The sequence below is a fragment of the Microbacterium sp. 1.5R genome (assembly GCF_007667425.1).
Lineage (GTDB): Bacteria > Actinomycetota > Actinomycetes > Actinomycetales > Microbacteriaceae > Microbacterium.
Map to the genome: position 1 here is coordinate 817,547 of NZ_VDRC01000002.1, position 15,802 is coordinate 833,348.

General features: G+C 67.4%; 17 protein-coding genes. 15 read left to right on the plus strand and 2 right to left on the minus strand.

Annotation, left to right across the window (positions count from 1 at the left end):
- Positions 1 to 20: 20 nt before the first annotated feature.
- Positions 21 to 431 carry a thioredoxin family protein gene (locus FSY98_RS14745; RefSeq protein ID WP_144877386.1) on the minus strand — a complete coding sequence of 137 codons (411 nt, stop codon included), beginning with the start codon at positions 429 to 431 and terminating at the stop codon, positions 21 to 23.
- A 96-nt stretch (positions 432 to 527) separates the two neighbouring features.
- On the opposite strand from FSY98_RS14745, the gene FSY98_RS14750 reads away from it, so the two are divergent.
- From FSY98_RS14750 to FSY98_RS14760, 3 genes are read left to right on the plus strand one after another with little or no spacing between them, the layout of a single operon-like run.
- The gene (locus tag FSY98_RS14750) at positions 528 to 1,337 is read left to right on the plus strand and encodes a thymidylate synthase (protein WP_144877387.1); all 810 of its coding nucleotides are present in this window, start codon (positions 528 to 530) and stop codon (positions 1,335 to 1,337) included.
- Positions 1,334 to 1,810 (plus strand): dihydrofolate reductase, encoded by a 477-nt coding sequence (locus FSY98_RS14755; protein ID WP_144877388.1) that lies wholly within the window; start codon positions 1,334 to 1,336, stop codon positions 1,808 to 1,810. The genes FSY98_RS14750 and FSY98_RS14755 overlap by 4 nt, the downstream gene beginning before the upstream one ends.
- Positions 1,810 to 2,571, plus strand: a complete 762-nt coding sequence (locus FSY98_RS14760; RefSeq protein ID WP_144877389.1) for an SDR family oxidoreductase — start codon at positions 1,810 to 1,812, stop codon at positions 2,569 to 2,571. The genes FSY98_RS14755 and FSY98_RS14760 overlap by 1 nt, the downstream gene beginning before the upstream one ends.
- A gap of 12 nt (positions 2,572 to 2,583) precedes the next feature.
- On the opposite strand, the gene FSY98_RS14765 is transcribed toward FSY98_RS14760, so the two are convergent.
- Positions 2,584 to 3,126: an NUDIX hydrolase gene (locus tag FSY98_RS14765; protein WP_144877390.1), complete on the minus strand. Its 543-nt coding sequence runs from the start codon at positions 3,124 to 3,126 to the stop codon at positions 2,584 to 2,586.
- Between the two features lie 36 nt (positions 3,127 to 3,162).
- On the opposite strand from FSY98_RS14765, the gene FSY98_RS14770 reads away from it, so the two are divergent.
- The 12 genes from FSY98_RS14770 to miaA all read left to right on the plus strand — a co-directional run bounded on the left by FSY98_RS14770 (position 3,163) and on the right by miaA (position 15,767).
- Positions 3,163 to 3,582 carry an EF-Tu/IF-2/RF-3 family GTPase gene (locus tag FSY98_RS14770; RefSeq protein WP_144877391.1) on the plus strand — a complete coding sequence of 140 codons (420 nt, stop codon included), beginning with the start codon at positions 3,163 to 3,165 and terminating at the stop codon, positions 3,580 to 3,582.
- A 27-nt stretch (positions 3,583 to 3,609) separates the two neighbouring features.
- Entirely contained in the window at positions 3,610 to 4,587 is a 978-nt protein-coding gene (dapA, locus tag FSY98_RS14775; RefSeq protein ID WP_144877392.1) for a 4-hydroxy-tetrahydrodipicolinate synthase, read from the plus strand.
- 69 nt (positions 4,588 to 4,656) lie between these two features.
- On the plus strand, positions 4,657 to 6,333 hold the full coding sequence (locus FSY98_RS14780) for a ribonuclease J (RefSeq protein ID WP_144877393.1): 1,677 nt from the start codon (positions 4,657 to 4,659) through the stop codon (positions 6,331 to 6,333).
- Between the two features lie 77 nt (positions 6,334 to 6,410).
- Positions 6,411 to 9,149, plus strand: a complete 2,739-nt coding sequence (locus tag FSY98_RS14785; RefSeq protein WP_144877394.1) for a DNA translocase FtsK — start codon at positions 6,411 to 6,413, stop codon at positions 9,147 to 9,149.
- Complete coding sequence (gene pgsA / locus FSY98_RS14790; RefSeq protein WP_144877395.1) at positions 9,149 to 9,724, plus strand: CDP-diacylglycerol--glycerol-3-phosphate 3-phosphatidyltransferase; 576 nt, start codon at positions 9,149 to 9,151, stop codon at positions 9,722 to 9,724. Before FSY98_RS14785 ends, pgsA begins: the two co-directional genes overlap by 1 nt.
- Positions 9,721 to 10,200, plus strand: coding sequence for a CinA family protein (locus FSY98_RS14795; RefSeq protein ID WP_260857465.1), 480 nt, complete (start codon positions 9,721 to 9,723; stop codon positions 10,198 to 10,200). The genes pgsA and FSY98_RS14795 overlap by 4 nt, the downstream gene beginning before the upstream one ends.
- A gap of 141 nt (positions 10,201 to 10,341) precedes the next feature.
- Entirely contained in the window at positions 10,342 to 10,650 is a 309-nt protein-coding gene (locus FSY98_RS14800; protein ID WP_144877397.1) for a helix-turn-helix domain-containing protein, read from the plus strand.
- 20 nt (positions 10,651 to 10,670) lie between these two features.
- Positions 10,671 to 10,895 (plus strand): DUF3046 domain-containing protein, encoded by a 225-nt coding sequence (locus FSY98_RS14805; protein ID WP_144877398.1) that lies wholly within the window; start codon positions 10,671 to 10,673, stop codon positions 10,893 to 10,895.
- Positions 10,896 to 11,159: 264 nt separating this feature from the next.
- Positions 11,160 to 12,206 carry a recombinase RecA gene (recA, locus tag FSY98_RS14810; protein WP_144877399.1) on the plus strand — a complete coding sequence of 349 codons (1,047 nt, stop codon included), beginning with the start codon at positions 11,160 to 11,162 and terminating at the stop codon, positions 12,204 to 12,206.
- A gap of 542 nt (positions 12,207 to 12,748) precedes the next feature.
- Entirely contained in the window at positions 12,749 to 13,189 is a 441-nt protein-coding gene (locus tag FSY98_RS16965; RefSeq protein WP_260857468.1) for a regulatory protein RecX, read from the plus strand.
- 95 nt (positions 13,190 to 13,284) lie between these two features.
- Positions 13,285 to 14,832 (plus strand): tRNA (N6-isopentenyl adenosine(37)-C2)-methylthiotransferase MiaB, encoded by a 1,548-nt coding sequence (gene miaB / locus FSY98_RS14820; RefSeq protein ID WP_144877401.1) that lies wholly within the window; start codon positions 13,285 to 13,287, stop codon positions 14,830 to 14,832.
- Positions 14,829 to 15,767: a tRNA (adenosine(37)-N6)-dimethylallyltransferase MiaA gene (gene miaA, locus FSY98_RS14825; protein WP_144877402.1), complete on the plus strand. Its 939-nt coding sequence runs from the start codon at positions 14,829 to 14,831 to the stop codon at positions 15,765 to 15,767. The genes miaB and miaA overlap by 4 nt, the downstream gene beginning before the upstream one ends.
- Positions 15,768 to 15,802 lie beyond the last annotated feature (35 nt).

Consider the following 15,802-nt stretch of genomic DNA (forward strand, 5'->3'; position numbering starts at 1 on the left):
ATCTGCTCCAGTCTTCCGCGTCAGAGCGCGGCGAGTGCCTCGGTGAGGGCGGCCGGGCGGGGCACGCCATGGAATCGTGCGCGCACGGCACCCGATCGGTCGACGACGAAAGTCGTGGGGGTCTGCAGAACGCGGTAGCGGGACGCCAGGTCGGGACGATGCGTGAGGTCGACCTCGACGTGGTCGACGGAGTCGTCCTGATCCGCGTACGAGGTCAGCAGACGCCGCACCTGCGGGCAGCGCGTGCAGAACTCGGTGCTGAACTGCACGAGTGTGGCGCGCTCTGCGAGCGGGGCGCCTCCGTCGGAGGGATCGAAGCGAAGACCACCTGCCCCGCTGCGGCGACCGTCTCGCGCGCGCACGACGAGCCCCGCGACGACCGCGAGGACGACGAGTGCGCCGGCGATGGTGAGCGCGAGTCCCGGTGACATGGGTCGAGCGTAGACCTGCCTCGGGCGGTGTGGACGCGATGTGTCCGACCGTGACGGACGGTTCCGATGCCGCCCGCGGCGGGTAGTCTGGCTGTCATGAGCGCAGCCGTCCCGACGCCGTATGAAGACCTGCTCCGCGACGTGCTGGAGCACGGCACGCACAAGTCCGACCGCACGGGTACCGGCACGACCAGCGTGTTCGGTCGTCAGGTCCGATTCGACCTCTCCGAGGGGTTCCCGCTCATCACCACCAAGCGGGTGCACTTCAAGTCGATCGCATACGAGCTGCTGTGGTTCCTCCGCGGCGACTCGAACGTCCGCTGGCTGCAGGATCACGGCGTGACGATCTGGGACGAATGGGCGGATGCCGAGGGCGACCTCGGGCCGGTCTACGGAGTGCAGTGGCGCTCGTGGCCGACGCCCGACGGCGAGAGCATCGACCAGCTGTCTCAGGTGATCGAGCAGATCCGCCAGACGCCCGACTCCCGTCGTCTCATCGTCTCGGCGTGGAATCCCGCGGACATCCCCGACATGGCGCTGGCTCCGTGCCACGCGCTGTTCCAGTTCTACGTGGCGGACGGACGCCTGTCCTGCCAGCTCTATCAGCGCAGCGCCGACCTCTTCCTCGGGGTGCCGTTCAACATCGCCTCGTACGCGCTGCTCACGATGATGATCGCGCAGCAGGTGGGCCTCGAACCGGGGGACTTCGTCTGGACGGGCGGCGACTGCCACATCTACGACAATCACCTCGATCAGGTCCGCGAGCAGCTGACTCGGGAGCCCTTCCCGTACCCGACGCTGCGCTTCGCCCGCACGCCTGACTCGGCGTTCGAGTACGAGTACGACGACTTCGTCGTCGAGGACTATCAGCATCACGCTCCGATCCGCGCGGCGGTGGCGGTATGACCTGGGTCGGGCTGGTCTGGGCCCAGGCGGCGGGCGGCGTGATCGGCGCCGACGGAGGCATGCCGTGGAGCGTCCCTGAAGACCTCGCGCACTTCAAAGAGGTGACGATGGGCGCCCCCGTGATCATGGGGCGCAAGACCTGGGATTCGCTCCCCGAGCGCTTCCGACCGCTGCCGGGCCGCGAGAACGTCGTCATCACCCGCCGGCAGGACTGGTCGGCGGATGGCGCGCAGCGCGCGGCGACGGTGACGGATGCCGTGCGCGGCCACGACCGCGTCTGGATCATCGGGGGTGCCGAGATCTTCCGCCAGGTGATCGGCGACGCCGACCGCCTGGAGGTCACCGAGCTCGATCTCGAGGTCGCGGGCGATGCTTTCGCTCCTCCCACCGACGGCTGGCGCATCGTCGACGAGGGGGAGTGGCAGACCTCCCGCACCGGCATCGGCTACCGCTTCCTGGGTTACGAGCGCTGATGCCCACCGCGCTGATCACCGGTGCGAGCGCCGGCCTGGGCGAGGAATTCGCCCGTCAGCTCGCGCGTCGCCGCGCCGACCTCGTGCTCGTGGCGCGCTCGGCAGAGGCGCTCGGAGAACTCGCAGCCGACCTGCGCAGCGAGCACGGTGTCGCGGTCGAGCTGCTGGTCGCCGATCTGGCCGACGAGGCAGGGGTCGAGAGCGTCGCGGCGCGGCTGCGCGACGCCGGCGACCCGGTCGACCTGCTGGTGAACAACGCCGGATTCGGGCTGCCGCTGCAATTCGCCGACAACGACATCGACGACGAGGTGCGGCATCTGCGCGTGCACGTCGAGGCGTCGATGCGCCTCATGCATGCGGCACTGCAGACCATGCGTGGCCGAGGCGGACGGATCATCAACGTCGCATCGGTAGCCGGGTTCATCTCCCGCTCGACCTATTCGGCATGCAAAAGCTGGCTCATCGGCTTCAGCCGCTGGGCGAACGCCGAGTACGCGCCCGAGGGCGTCAGCGTGACCGCGGTGTGCCCGGGTTTCACGCATACCTCCTTCCACGAGCGGATGGGGCTGCCTCCCGGCCAGGAGGGGGTGCCGACCTTCATGTGGCTCGACGCCCGCAGCGTCGTGCGCGAGGGATTGCGCGACGCCGCTCGAGGCAGGTCCGTGTCGGTCCCGTCCCTCCGCTACAAGGTCATCGTGGCGGTGGCGCGCGTCCTTCCCGCGTCGCTCACGTCGCGCGTCGCCCGCCGCGGTCGCGTCTGAGGCGCCCGCCGCTCAGCGGAAGCGGCCGAGCCTGATCCCCGCCATGGCGATCGCCGCGACGGTCTCTCCGTCGGTGATACGCCCGTCTGCGATCATGGCCAGTGCCTCCGCGAACGGCACCCAGGCGACCGCGTCGATCCCCTCCTCCTCCTGCGCCTCCGCGCCGGCGTGAGCGGCGGCACGGAGGTCGCGCGCGAGGAAGACGTGCTCGGGGGCGTCGGCGATGCCGTTGAGGGCGTTCATCGTCCCGATACGCTCCCAGGTCTCCGCCTCGAATCCCGTCTCCTCCGCCAGCTCGCGTCGTGCGGCCGTCAGCGGATCCTCTCCGTCGCTGCCACCCGCGGGGACCTCGATCGAACGGCCCGTGGTGTAGCGCTCGAGTGTGACCAGGCAGAGGCGGTGTTCGTCGTCCACCGCCACGACGAACACTGCGGGGTTGCGCATCGTCACGACACCGTAGATCCCGTCGCCGCCCGGCCCGGTCACGCGATCCTCCCGCACCGAGATCCAGGGATTCTCGTAGACCGTCGAAGACTCGTGCGTGACCCATCTCATGCGTCAGAGCCTAGGGGCCTCCGTAGTATCGGACGCATGGGATGGTTGTTCGGCAGACGACGTGAGACGCAGGATGCGAACGAGATGCTGCGGCAGTACAACGAGACGGAGGCCGCGCGGCTGGCGCCGATGACTGCGGACGGAGCCGCCGTGCGCGCGGCCGGCGACCTCTCGACGGCGCGGACGTCGACGGAATTCGTCGTGGAGGACGTGTTCACCATCACCGGCCGCGGCCGAATCGCCACCGGGACGGTGCGCAGCGGCATCCTCCGAGTCGACGACGCCATCGAGATCGTCCGCCAGGGTGCGGTGGAAGCAGCGACGAGCATCACGGGCATCGAGATGTTCCGGAAACGGGCGAGCGAGGCCACCGTGGGCGAGCTCGCGGGCATCCTGCTGCGCGATGCCGTCGACGTGCGCCGGGGAGACATCATCCGGCCCGCAGCGTCGGCGTGAAGCCCGACCGACCGATACGCTGGGAGCATGACGCACTCGGGCAACCCTTTCGGACAGGTTCTCGTCGCGCTGGTCACCCCCATGACCGCCGACGGCGAAGTCGACTGGCCCGCCGTCGAGAAGCACATCGATGACGTGATCACCGCAGGAGCGGACGGCATCGTCGTGACGGGAACGACCGGCGAGACCTCGACCCTGACGGACCCCGAGAAGCTCAAGCTGGTCGAGGTCGGCAAGTCCGTCTCGGCCGGTCGGGCGAAGATCATCACCGGCGGCGGCTCGAACGAGACCGCCCACGCGATCGAGCTCTACAAGGCCAGCGAGAAGGCCGGTGCCGACGGCATCATGATCGTCACGCCGTACTACAACAAGCCGACTCAGGCCGGCATCCTCACGCACTTCCGGCTCGTCGCGGATGCGACCGATCTCCCCGTGATCCTGTATGACATCCCCGGACGCACCGGCGTGCCGATCAAGTACGAGACGATCCTCCGCCTCGCGAAGCATCCGAACATCCTCGCGGTGAAGGACGCCAAGGGCGACTTCTCCGAGGTGAGCCGTGTGCTCAACCAGACCGATCTCCTGTACTTCTCCGGTGACGACGCCAACGTGCTGCCGCATCTCGCGATCGGTGCGACGGGCATGATAGGTGTGACGGCGAACATCGCCGCGACCCCGTATCGCACGATCGTGGATGCCGTGAACCGCGGCGACCTGGCCGCGGCGACCGCCGAGCACAAGCGTCTCGAGCCGCTCGTCCGCGCCGTCATGACGCACGTGCCGGGCACGGTGGCGGCGAAGTACATCCTGCACGGACTCGGCCGCATCTCGAGCCCGCGCGTCCGCCTGCCCCTCGTCGGTCCCGAGGAATGGGAGGCCGCCCTGATCGAGGACGAACTCGACCTCGTCCAGGACGTCCCCGGTGCCGACTTCTCGAACTTCCGCCCCGACCGCAATGCCGCCGCCGGCGGCGCGCTGCCGAAGGTGCACGGAACGACACGCTGAAAAACGGCCGCGGTGCGCCGCGCCACGACGAACGACCGGACGCGTGGAGCGTCCGACTGAGGAGGCACCATGTCCATCCCGCTTGCAGATCCCGCCGCTCTCGAAGAGGGGACGCTGCGCGTCACACCGCTCGGAGGCCTCGGCGAGATCGGTCGCAACATGACCATCTTCGAGTTCGACGGGAAGATCCTCATCGTCGATTGCGGCGTGCTGTTCCCCGAGGAGCACCAGCCCGGCGTCGACCTCATCCTGCCGGACTTCGAGCCGATCAAGGACCGACTCGACGACATCGTCGGCGTGGTCCTGACGCACGGCCATGAGGACCACATCGGGGCCGTGCCGTACCTGCTCCGCCTCAAGAACGACATCCCGCTGATCGGTTCTGGCCTCACCCTCGCGCTCGTCGAGGCGAAGCTCAAGGAGCACCGGATCAAGGCCTTCACTCTCACCGTGAAGGAGGGGCAGGAGGAGCAGGTCGGTCCCTTCGATCTCGAGTTCGTGGCTGTGAACCACTCGATCCCCGATGCTCTGGCCGTCGCGATCCACACTCCGGCGGGCACGGCGCTCGCGACCGGCGACTTCAAGATGGATCAGCTCCCGCTCGACGGTCGCATCACCGACCTGCGTGCGTTCGCCCGCCTCGGCGAGGAGGGAGTCGACCTCTTCCTCGTCGACTCGACGAACGCCGACGTCCCCGGCTTCACACCCACCGAACGTTCCATCGGACCCGTTCTCGACCAGGTCATCGCGAAAGCCCCGCGCCGGGTCATCGTCGCGAGCTTCTCGAGTCACGTGCACCGTGTGCAGCAGGTCATCGACGCGGCGCACGCGAACGGACGCCGGGTGGCCTTCCTCGGCCGCAGCATGGTGCGCAACATGACGATCGCGGAGCAGCTCGGCTACCTCAAGGTGCCGGACGGCGTGCTGATCGACTACAAGAAGGCGCGCGACCTCCCCGACGACCGGATCGTCTACATGTCCACCGGCTCGCAGGGCGAGCCGATGGCCGTGCTCAGTCGGATGGTCAACATGGACCACGCAATCGAGATCGGCGAGGGCGACACCGTCATCCTCGCGTCCAGCCTCATCCCCGGCAACGAGAACGCGGTCTACCGCATCATCGACGGACTCACCAAGCTGGGTGCGAACGTCGTCCACAAGGCGAACGCCCGCGTGCACGTCTCCGGGCACGCGGCAGCCGGCGAGCTCATCTACTGCTACAACATCCTCAAGCCGCGGAACGTGCTGCCCGTGCACGGCGAGTACCGACACCTCGTCGCCAATGCGAAGCTCGCGCAGGACACCGGCATCCCGGCCGAGCGGACCATCATCGCCTCGAATGGTACCGTGATCGACCTCAAAGACGGTGATGCGCGCATCGCCGGGCAACTCGACCTGGGCTTCGTGTACGTCGACGGCTCGACGGTGGGCGCGATCACGGATGCCGACCTCAAGGATCGCCGCATCCTCGCCGAAGAGGGCTTCGTCTCGGTGATCGTGGTGGTGGATGCCGCGACGGGGCGCATCATCTCCGGCCCGGAGATCCACGCCAGGGGAATCGCCGAGGACGACTCCGTCTTCGACGACGTCGCTCCAAAGATCGTGGCTGCTCTCAAAGAGGCGTCCGGCAACGGTGTCCGCGACACCCACGCGCTGTCGCAGGTGGTCCGCCGCACGATCGGCCGATGGGTCAATCAGAAGCTCCGCCGGCGTCCGATGATCGTGCCGCTGGTCATCGAGGCCTGAGCCGCCGACACCCCCGATCGGCCCGGATTGCCGCGTCATTACGGGCCGATGTCGGTTGCTGGTCGTAACGTGAGACCATGGCCAGGAGCACCACGAAGTCAGCGCGCGCGTCCGAGAGCGCCTCGCCTCGCCCCAAGAGGCAGGCCGCTCCGAAGGCTCAGGCCGCACCCAAGAAGTACATCGACGAGGCCGAGAAGCCTCCGGTGGTCGTCCGTGCGTGGGGCGGCCTCGCGCACGGTGTGGGTGGCCTCTTCCGAGCCTTCGGACCGGAGACACTCGAGAAGGACGACCGTCGAGACGGCTTCCCTCTCCTTCTCGTGATGCTGGCGGTCGCCGGCGCGGTGAACGAGTGGTTCTTCATCGGCAACGAGGTCGCCGCGAACATCAGCGCCTACTCCGTGGGCGCACTGGTCGGTCGCGTCGCATTCGTGATGCCCGTGCTGCTGCTGTTCCTCGCCGGGTGGTTGTTCCGACACCCCTCGTCTGTGCACGACAACGGCCGCATCGGGATCGGGTTCGGTCTCTTCGTCCTGTCCCTGGCGGGTTTCTGTCACGTCGCGAGCGGCCACGCCGACTCCGCCGGTCTGCTCGTCCGCGCCCAGCCGAAAGAGGGGATGCTGGCGCTCAGCGAGGCCGGCGGACTGTTCGGGTGGATGATCGGTGAGCCACTCTCGTACCTCACGCCGATCGGCGCCTACATCGTCCTCGCACTGCTCGCCGTGCTCAGCGTGCTGATCCTGACCAAGACGCCGCCGAACCGCATCGGGCAGCGCCTGGGCGACCTGTACGCCTGGATGTTCGACGCCGAGCGCGCCGAGAAGCCCGCGAAGGACGCCGCGGCGATCGACGACGCGGACAAGGTCGACGATCCCGACGTGCTGCCGTGGTGGCGCCGCAACAAGACCGGCCGCGAAGAGGATCCGGACGAGGGGACGCTCGGCTCCGACGACATCACGGCTCTCCTCGGAACCCAGGAGGCGACGCCCGCCTACGATCAGGCGGTCACGGTCGCCAACCCGTACGACGCGGCCACCGAAGTCCTCTCCGATGTGCGGTCGGTCACCGACGCACTCGCAGAGCAGCAGACGACGGCCCTGCTCGACGACGAATCCGATACCGGGGAGATGCCCGAGCTGCCGGGCCTCGACGGATTCGGCACCGAGGGGCCAGGGGACGGCGCGCCGCAGGCTCCGGTCGCACCCTACATCCTCCCCTCGCCGGGAGTTCTCGCGGAAGGGCCGCCCTCGGTCGCGCGTTCGGAGGCCAACGACCGCATCGTCGAGCAGATCACGAGCGTGCTGTCGCAGTTCAACGTCGATGCGAAGGTCACGGGGTTCTCGCGCGGCCCGACGGTCACCCAGTACGAGGTGGAGGTCGGGCACGGCGTGAAGGTCGAGAAGATCCTTCAGCTCAGCAACAACTTCGCGTACGCCGTCGCATCGAACGATGTGCGGATCCTCTCCCCGATCCCCGGAAAGAGCGCGATCGGCATCGAGATCCCCAACACCGACCGCGAGACCGTCGCGCTGGGAGATGTGCTCCGCTCGCAGGCCGCCCACAAGAGCACGCATCCGCTGACCATCGGGGTCGGGAAGGACGTGGGCGGCAACTTCGTGGTGGCCAACCTCGCGAAGATGCCGCACCTCCTGGTCGCCGGTTCGACAGGTTCCGGTAAGTCGAGTTTCGTGAACTCGATGATCACGAGCCTGCTCATGCGGGCACGTCCGGCCGACGTCCGGATGGTCCTGATCGACCCCAAACGCGTCGAGCTCACCAGCTATGCCGGTGTCCCGCACCTGATCACCCCCATCATCACCAATCCGAAGAAGGCCGCCGAGGCGCTGCAGTGGGTCGTCAAGGAGATGGACATGCGGTACGACGACCTCGCGTCGTTCGGCTTCCGCCACATCGACGACTTCAACAGGGCCGTCCGCGCCGGCGAGGTCGAAGTGCCGGTCGGCAGCGAGCGTGTGCTCAAGCCGTATCCCTATCTGCTCGTGGTGGTCGACGAGCTCGCCGACCTGATGATGGTGGCGCCGCGCGACGTCGAGGACTCGATCGTCCGCATCACCCAGCTCGCGCGTGCGTCCGGCATCCACCTCGTGCTCGCCACTCAGCGCCCGAGCGTCGACGTCGTGACCGGTCTGATCAAGGCCAACGTTCCTTCGCGTCTCGCGTTCGCCGTCACCAGCGTCACCGACAGCCGCGTCATCCTCGACAGCCCGGGAGCCGACAAGCTGATCGGTCAGGGTGACGCCCTGTTCTCGCCGATGGGCTCGTCGAAGCCGTTCCGGCTTCAGGGCGCCTGGGTCGACGAGAAGGAGATCGACGCGGTCGTCAAGCACGTCACCCGCCAGGCACGTCCCGAGTACCGTCCGGACGTGCAGGAGGCCATGGAGCCGGCGAAGAAGAAGGAGGTCGACGAGGACATCGGGGACGACCTCGAGCTCCTCCTCGCCGCCGCCGAGCTCATCGTGTCCTCGCAGTTCGGCTCGACGTCTATGCTGCAGCGAAAGCTGCGGGTGGGCTTCGCGAAGGCGGGCCGCCTCATGGATCTGCTCGAATCGCGCGAGATCGTCGGCCCATCCGAGGGTTCCAAGGCGCGCGACGTCCTCGCGACTCCGGAGCAGCTGCCCCAGGTCATGGCGAAACTTCGCGGTGAGGACGTTCCCGCGCCCGCGGGCGCGGCACCCGCGGCGGCGGCGCCGATGGCGCCGGCGGCTCCGCGGGACCCGGTGGAGGCGCAGTTCGAAGGGCTGCCTGAGGTCGAGGCCGAGGGCGATGAAGACGCCTGGGGCCTGACGGGGCGCGATTGATGGCGATCCCTCGGCAGCTGCCCAATGCGATCACCGTCGCGCGGATTCCGCTCGCGATCGTCTTCTTCATACTTCTTCTCGTCGGAGGCACCTATGGGCTGAGCGACCTGACCGTGCGGTGGATCGCGGGCGCACTCTTCATCGTCGCGATCTCCACCGACTGGGTCGACGGGTATCTGGCGCGTCGATACGACATCGTCAGCGATTTCGGGAAACTGTGGGATCCCATCGCCGACAAGCTGCTCACCGGAGCCGGATTCATCGGCCTCGCGATCCTGGCAGAGCTGAACTGGTGGGTCGTCATCGTGATCCTCGTGCGCGAGTGGGGCATCACCGTCCATCGACTGATCGTCGCCAAAGAGCACGTCGTCGCGGCGGCGTGGATGGGCAAGCTCAAGACGGCGGTGCAGGCCGTCGCCCTCGGGTGGGCACTGCTGCCGCTGCATGTGGTGATCGGTCTCGGTCCATGGGTGGTCATCACGGCGGTACTGATGATCATCGTGCTGATCCTCACCGTCGTGAGCGGCATCGACTACATCGTCGCTCAACTGCGAGGCTCCCGGCGGTCGGCGTGACGGTTGCGGCCGACGCGGTGAGGTCACTCATCACTCGGGGCTGGACGCTCGGCGTCGCGGAATCGTTGACGGGCGGCGCTGTCGCTGCCGAGCTGGTGAGCGTGCCCGGAGCATCTGCAACTCTGTGGGGCGCAGTGGTCGCCTACGCGACTCCGGTCAAACACTCGCTGCTTGGTGTGGACGAGGCGCTGCTGGATGCACACGGACCCGTCCATCCCCGCGTGGCGCTGCAGATGGCCGATGGGGTGAGACGCGCGGTCGGGGTCGGTCGCGCAGCAGACGTGGGGGTGGCGACGACCGGTATCGCCGGGCCCGACTCTCCCGATGGGCAGCCTGTCGGCACGGTGCATGTCGCGGTCGTCACGCCTGAGAGCTCGGTGACTGAGTCGTTCCGCTTCTTCGGCGACCGCTCGGCGATACGCGCTCAGTCGGTGGATGCCGTGGTGTCCCTGCTGTCTCGGATGAGCCGGGAATAGCCGGGCGGACGCCTCCGTTGTCATAAACGTGCTCACATCCAAAGCACAGCGTGCAAGGGTAGATTCTGTGACAGTCGATACGGCTAGACTGACGATTCCATCGGGGGAGACCTCGAGTAGGCGATCTGGGAGGAGGTTCCGATGATTCTCGTACGGCAGGAAATCGGCGATGTTCTGAGGGACTTCCGTCTTCAGAAGGGACGCACGCTCCGCCAGGTCGCGAGCAAGGCGTCCGTCGCCCTCGGTTATCTCAGTGAAGTCGAGCGTGGCCAGAAAGAGGCATCGAGCGAGATCCTCGCATCCGTGGCCGATGCGCTCGATGTCCCCATCTCGACGATCATGCGCGAGGTCGGCGACCGTATCTCCGTGCTCGAAGGCATCCAGGTGTTCCCGGATGTCGTCCCCGACGATCTCGTCGCGGCGGTCGAGCCCGAGCTCTCGCTCCACTGACGTCGGTCTGCGCGCTCTGCATGCGTCGTAGTGAGTTCCTCCGCGCGGTGGAGGCAGAATTCGGCGGGCGCTCGTCGTCGCTCGTCAACGATCTCGTTCTCACGCAGCTGTCGAGCCGCACGGCTGCGGATGCGTTGGAGGCAGGAGTGCCCCCGCGCGACATCTGGCTCGCGCTGTGCGCGGAGACGGACGTGCCGACGGAGCGCCGCCACGGGGCCGGTCGTCTGGAGCCGCGTCAGCACTGACTCCTCGTGGTCGTTGACCAGCGAGTGCTGCGGTCGCATTTGCGGCGTGTCGTCGAAGATGTGTTCGAAACCGGCGTAACGTTCTGCACAAGTGGTTCGGAGATCACGTTCTCCCCGTTAGCTGGTCCGCATGACGCAATGTCGGTGGTCCCTCTTACGGTGATAACAGCCGAAGAGCCATACGCCTTGTCGGAGAGTTCGCCCCGATCCCGGGACGACCGCGACAGCCTACAGGCGGCACCACGCGACTATAAGGAGCACGTCATGCCATCACCCGCAGACCGCGAGAAGTCCCTCGAGACCGCACTCGCCCAGATCGACCGCCAGTTCGGGAAGGGCTCGGTCATGCGGCTGGGCAGTGACGAGCGTGCACCCGTCGCGGTGATCCCGACCGGGTCCATCGCCCTCGACGTCGCGCTCGGTGTCGGCGGCCTCCCGCGTGGCCGCATCGTCGAGATCTACGGACCGGAGTCCTCGGGTAAGACCACACTGACCCTGCACGCGATCGCCAACGCCCAGCGCTCCGGCGGCATCGCGGCGTTCATCGACGCTGAGCACGCCCTCGACCCCGACTACGCCGCCAAGCTCGGCGTCGACATCGACGCCCTCCTGGTCTCGCAGCCCGACACCGGTGAGCAGGCGCTCGAGATCGCTGACATGCTCGTGCGTTCCGGGGCGATCGACCTTATCGTGATCGACTCTGTCGCGGCGCTGGTGCCCCGCGCCGAGATCGAGGGCGAGATGGGCGACTCGCATGTCGGTCTTCAGGCGCGTCTGATGTCGCAGGCGCTCCGCAAGCTGACCGGTGGCCTCAACCAGACCAATACGACGATGATCTTCATCAACCAGCTCCGAGAGAAGATCGGTGTCTTCTTCGGATCCCCGGAGACCACCGCCGGAGGAAAGGCGCTGAAGTTCTACGCGTCTGTCCGTATGGACATCCGTCGCATCGAGACGCTCAAAGACGGGACCGATGCTGTCGGTAACCGCACCAGGGTGAAGGTCGTGAAGAACAAGATGGCTCCGCCCTTCAAGCAGGCGGAGTTCGACATCCTCTACGGAGTCGGAATCTCGCGCGAAGGCAGTCTCATCGACTTCGGCGTCGACCACGGCATCGTGAAGAAGTCGGGGTCGTGGTACACCTACGACGGAGATCAGCTCGGACAGGGTAAGGAGAATGCCCGCAACTTCCTGATCAAGAACCCCGACATCGCTCTGACGATCGAAACGCAGATCAAGCAGAAGCTCGGCATCGGCGGTGCGTCCGCCGCTGCTCCGGCCGATGAGCTCGCTGAGCGGCGCCCGGCGTAACAGTCATGTATCGCCAGTTCGGCTGTCGAAAGGGAGCGCTCCGATGACCGGGATGAGCGATGAGTGAACACGGGGGCGAGTCCGAACGGCTCGCCCCCGTGACCCCGTTGTTCGGTCCGAGGCGAGGTGCGGAGGCGGATGCCGCGGGCGATCGCGATGACGCCGCTCGGCACCGGCGTGTGCCGGATCCGTCGGTCAAGCTGCCCGGCAGGGCGGACCGGGAGGCAGGCGCCACCGCGCCTCCGCGGACCAATGAGTCGGCTTCGTGGAGATCGACGTGGAGTGATGGACTCGGCAATGCGGTCGACGATGACGAGGAGCCCTCCGGTTCGCCGAGCGCGAGGCACCCGGCCCGTGGTGCCGCGGGCCGTGGTTTCCGTCTGCGGCCGCTCAATACGACGGCCGATCGATTCGATTGCGTCGCGCAGAACGATCCGACGGAGTTTCGTCGACGGGACGACGAAGAGGTGCGCGCGGGCGCCGCAGAGTTGCTCGTACGCAAGCTCCGGACGCGGTCGCTGTCGGTCTCGGAGGCGCGTCTCGTGCTGAGAGGTTACGAGAGTGACGGACGCCGTCTCGAGGTCCACCAGATCGACGACGTCATCGCCGAGTTCGAACGCCGCGGATATCTCGACGATGCGATGCTCGCGGGGCAACTGGTCACGGCAGGCGTCGAACGGAAGGGTCAGGGTCGCGTGGCTCTCACCCGTGCGCTCGCTCAGCGAGGGATACCCAGGGACATCATCGATTCTGCTCTCGATGAACTGCCCGACGACGACGCAGAGCGCGCGCTCGAGTACGCGCGCTCGAAGGCGAGGTCGTTGACCAGGTTGGACTCCGAGACAGCGCTCCGGCGTCTTGTCGGGCAGCTTGCGCGCCGTGGCTACAACGGCGGGATCGCGATGAGCGCAGCAAAGGCGGCATTGGCTGAGGCGTCCTCCGGGCGCGGCGCGAGCGGTGTACGGTTCGTCGACTCCGACTGAGGCGTCAGGGGATGGGCCGAGTCGGAACGGGTGGAGCCGAGCTGATCCGAAGCCCCGACGGAGTCGCGGCGACACGCTCGTAGAATGGTGTGATCATGACTATCCCGCGCAGTGAGCCGACGATCATCTCCTCGTCGTCGGCGGCGATCGACCCCGACGGCAGGCAGCGCTCGTACGAAGTCCGCACCTTCGGCTGCCAGATGAACGTGCACGATTCCGAACGGCTGTCCGGGTCTCTGGAGAGTGCTGGGTACGTCCGCGCCGAAGTAGGGGACGAAGCCGACGTCGTCATCATCAACACCTGCGCTGTGCGCGACAATGCCGCGGGCAAGCTGTACGGCACCCTCGGCCAGCTCGCAGCCGTCAAGAGGCGCAAGGGCGGGATGCAGATCGCGGTCGGCGGATGCCTCGCCCAGATGGACAAGCAAGCCGTTCTCGACAAGGCTCCGTGGGTCGACGTGGTCTTCGGCACCCACAACATGGGGTCGCTGCCCGGTCTGCTCGAACGCGCTCGTCACAATGGTGAGGCCGAACTCGAGATCCTCGAATCCCTCGAGATCTTCCCGTCCACGCTCCCGACCAAGCGCGACTCCGCACACAGCGGCTGGGTGTCGATCTCGGTCGGATGCAACAACACCTGTACGTTCTGCATCGTCCCGAGCCTCCGGGGCAAGGAGAAGGACCGCCGACCGGGCGACATCCTCAACGAGATCCGACTGCTCGTCGAAGACGGCGCGATCGAGGTGACCCTGCTCGGACAGAACGTCAACTCGTACGGCGTCGAATTCGGTGACCGGCAGGCATTCGGAAAGCTGCTCCGCGCCGCAGGCGAGATCCCCGGCCTCGAGCGCGTGCGCTTCACGAGTCCGCATCCCGCCGCTTTCACTGACGACGTGATCGACGCCATGGCGGAGACCCCGAACGTGATGCCGCAACTGCACATGCCTCTGCAGTCCGGAAGCGACCGCATTCTGAAGGCCATGCGGCGGTCCTACCGGAGCGAGAAGTTCCTCGGCATCCTCGAGCGGGTGCGTGACCGCATCCCGCACGCCGCGATCACGACCGACATAATCGTCGGGTTCCCCGGTGAGACCGAGGAGGACTTCGCGGACACCATGCGGGTCGTCGAACAGTCCCGATTCTCCAGCGCTTTCACATTCCAGTACTCCATTCGCGAGGGGACGCCGGCGGCCACCATGGACGACCAGGTTCCCAAGGCGGTCGTCCAGGAGCGGTACAACCGTCTCATCGCCCTGCAGGAGCGCATCTCGCTGGAAGAGAATCAGAAACAGGTCGGTCGCGAGGCCGAGGTGCTGGTCTCGACGGGCGAAGGCAAAAAGGATGCAGAGACCCACCGCCTCACAGGTCGAGGGCAGGACAACCGCCTCGTGCACTTCGAGGTGACCCCGGGGTCGGATCTGCCGCGGCCCGGCGACGTGGTGACCGTCACGATCAGCCACGCTGCGCCGTTCCACCTTCTCGCCGACGATCCAGCGGGTGCGCCGCTGCGCATCCGGCGCACGCGTGGTGGTGACGCGTGGGATCGCGCTCAGGCAGAGTCCTGCGCCGTGCCTGCCCCTGCATCGGCCGGAGGCACCGGCGCGGTGTCGCTCGGCCTGCCATCGCTCCGCGTGGGCGTGTGACAGACGGCAGAACCACCCCGGCATCCGACCGCGCCAGGCTGTGGGCGGTCGTAGGCGCCACGGGGACGGGGAAGAGCGACCTGGCGCTCGACCTCGCCGAGGAGCTGCGCGCCCGCGGCAACCCGGCGGAGATCATCAATGCCGACGCCATGCAGCTGTATCGCGGGATGGACATCGGCACGGCGAAGCTCTCCGTCGTCGAGCGTCGCGGCATCCCGCACCACATGCTCGACGTGCGCGACGTCGACGAGGAAGCGGCAGTGGCGTGGTATCAGCCGGCCGCGCGAGCGGTGGTCGCCGACATCCAGTCGCGCGGGGGAGACGCGATCCTCGTGGGGGGATCAGGTCTCTACGTCTCGAGCGTCATCTTCGACTTCGCCTTCCCGCCACGCGACACGTTGCTCCGCGATCGTCTGCAGCGAGAACTCGACGCCCACGGCCTCGACGCCCTGCTGACGAGACTGCGGCGACTCGACCCCGCGACCGCCGAGCGCATCGACCCGAAGAACGCCAGACGTGTGATGCGCGCACTCGAAGTGCTCGAACAGGGGAGTGCGACGCACGGAGCCGTTCTGCCCCCGCAACCCGCGCTCTGGCAATCGGGCACACGTATCGTCGGCCTGCATGTCGACCGTCCGGATCTGGTCAGAAGGCTCGACGAACGAGTCGAGCGCATGTGGCAGTCGGGCCTGCTCGCTGAGGTCACCGAGCTGCGCAGCAGAGGGCTCGAGCGGGGCGTGACCGCCCGACGTGCGATCGGCTATGCGCAGGCCCTCGCGCAGCTGGACGGTGAACTCTCCGAGCGGGAGGCGATCGAGCATACCCAAGCGCTCACGCGCCGGTACGCGCGCCGGCAGGTGTCGTGGTTCAAGCGCTACGCGGACCTGGAATGGTACGACGCACCGACTTCGGCGGTGTCGCTGCTCGCGCGCTGAACTTGCGCGCCCGCTGGAGACGCGGATGTCCGAGG

What these genes read in the sequence shown, in the direction of transcription:
- FSY98_RS14805 (WP_144877398.1), top strand. Translation starts at nt 10,671, where the DNA reads ATGCGTCGTAGTGAGTTCCTCCGCGCGGTGGAGGCAGAATTCGGCGGG.
- FSY98_RS14760 (WP_144877389.1), top strand. Translation starts at nt 1,810, where the DNA reads ATGCCCACCGCGCTGATCACCGGTGCGAGCGCCGGCCTGGGCGAGGAA.
- FSY98_RS14745 (WP_144877386.1), bottom strand. Translation starts at nt 431, where the DNA reads ATGTCACCGGGACTCGCGCTCACCATCGCCGGCGCACTCGTCGTCCTC.
- pgsA (WP_144877395.1), top strand. Translation starts at nt 9,149, where the DNA reads ATGGCGATCCCTCGGCAGCTGCCCAATGCGATCACCGTCGCGCGGATT.
- FSY98_RS14785 (WP_144877394.1), top strand. Translation starts at nt 6,411, where the DNA reads ATGGCCAGGAGCACCACGAAGTCAGCGCGCGCGTCCGAGAGCGCCTCG.
- FSY98_RS14750 (WP_144877387.1), top strand. Translation starts at nt 528, where the DNA reads ATGAGCGCAGCCGTCCCGACGCCGTATGAAGACCTGCTCCGCGACGTG.
- FSY98_RS14755 (WP_144877388.1), top strand. Translation starts at nt 1,334, where the DNA reads ATGACCTGGGTCGGGCTGGTCTGGGCCCAGGCGGCGGGCGGCGTGATC.
- FSY98_RS14770 (WP_144877391.1), top strand. Translation starts at nt 3,163, where the DNA reads ATGGGATGGTTGTTCGGCAGACGACGTGAGACGCAGGATGCGAACGAG.
- FSY98_RS14800 (WP_144877397.1), top strand. Translation starts at nt 10,342, where the DNA reads ATGATTCTCGTACGGCAGGAAATCGGCGATGTTCTGAGGGACTTCCGT.
- dapA (WP_144877392.1), top strand. Translation starts at nt 3,610, where the DNA reads ATGACGCACTCGGGCAACCCTTTCGGACAGGTTCTCGTCGCGCTGGTC.
- miaB (WP_144877401.1), top strand. Translation starts at nt 13,285, where the DNA reads ATGACTATCCCGCGCAGTGAGCCGACGATCATCTCCTCGTCGTCGGCG.
- FSY98_RS14780 (WP_144877393.1), top strand. Translation starts at nt 4,657, where the DNA reads ATGTCCATCCCGCTTGCAGATCCCGCCGCTCTCGAAGAGGGGACGCTG.
- recA (WP_144877399.1), top strand. Translation starts at nt 11,160, where the DNA reads ATGCCATCACCCGCAGACCGCGAGAAGTCCCTCGAGACCGCACTCGCC.
- FSY98_RS14765 (WP_144877390.1), bottom strand. Translation starts at nt 3,126, where the DNA reads ATGAGATGGGTCACGCACGAGTCTTCGACGGTCTACGAGAATCCCTGG.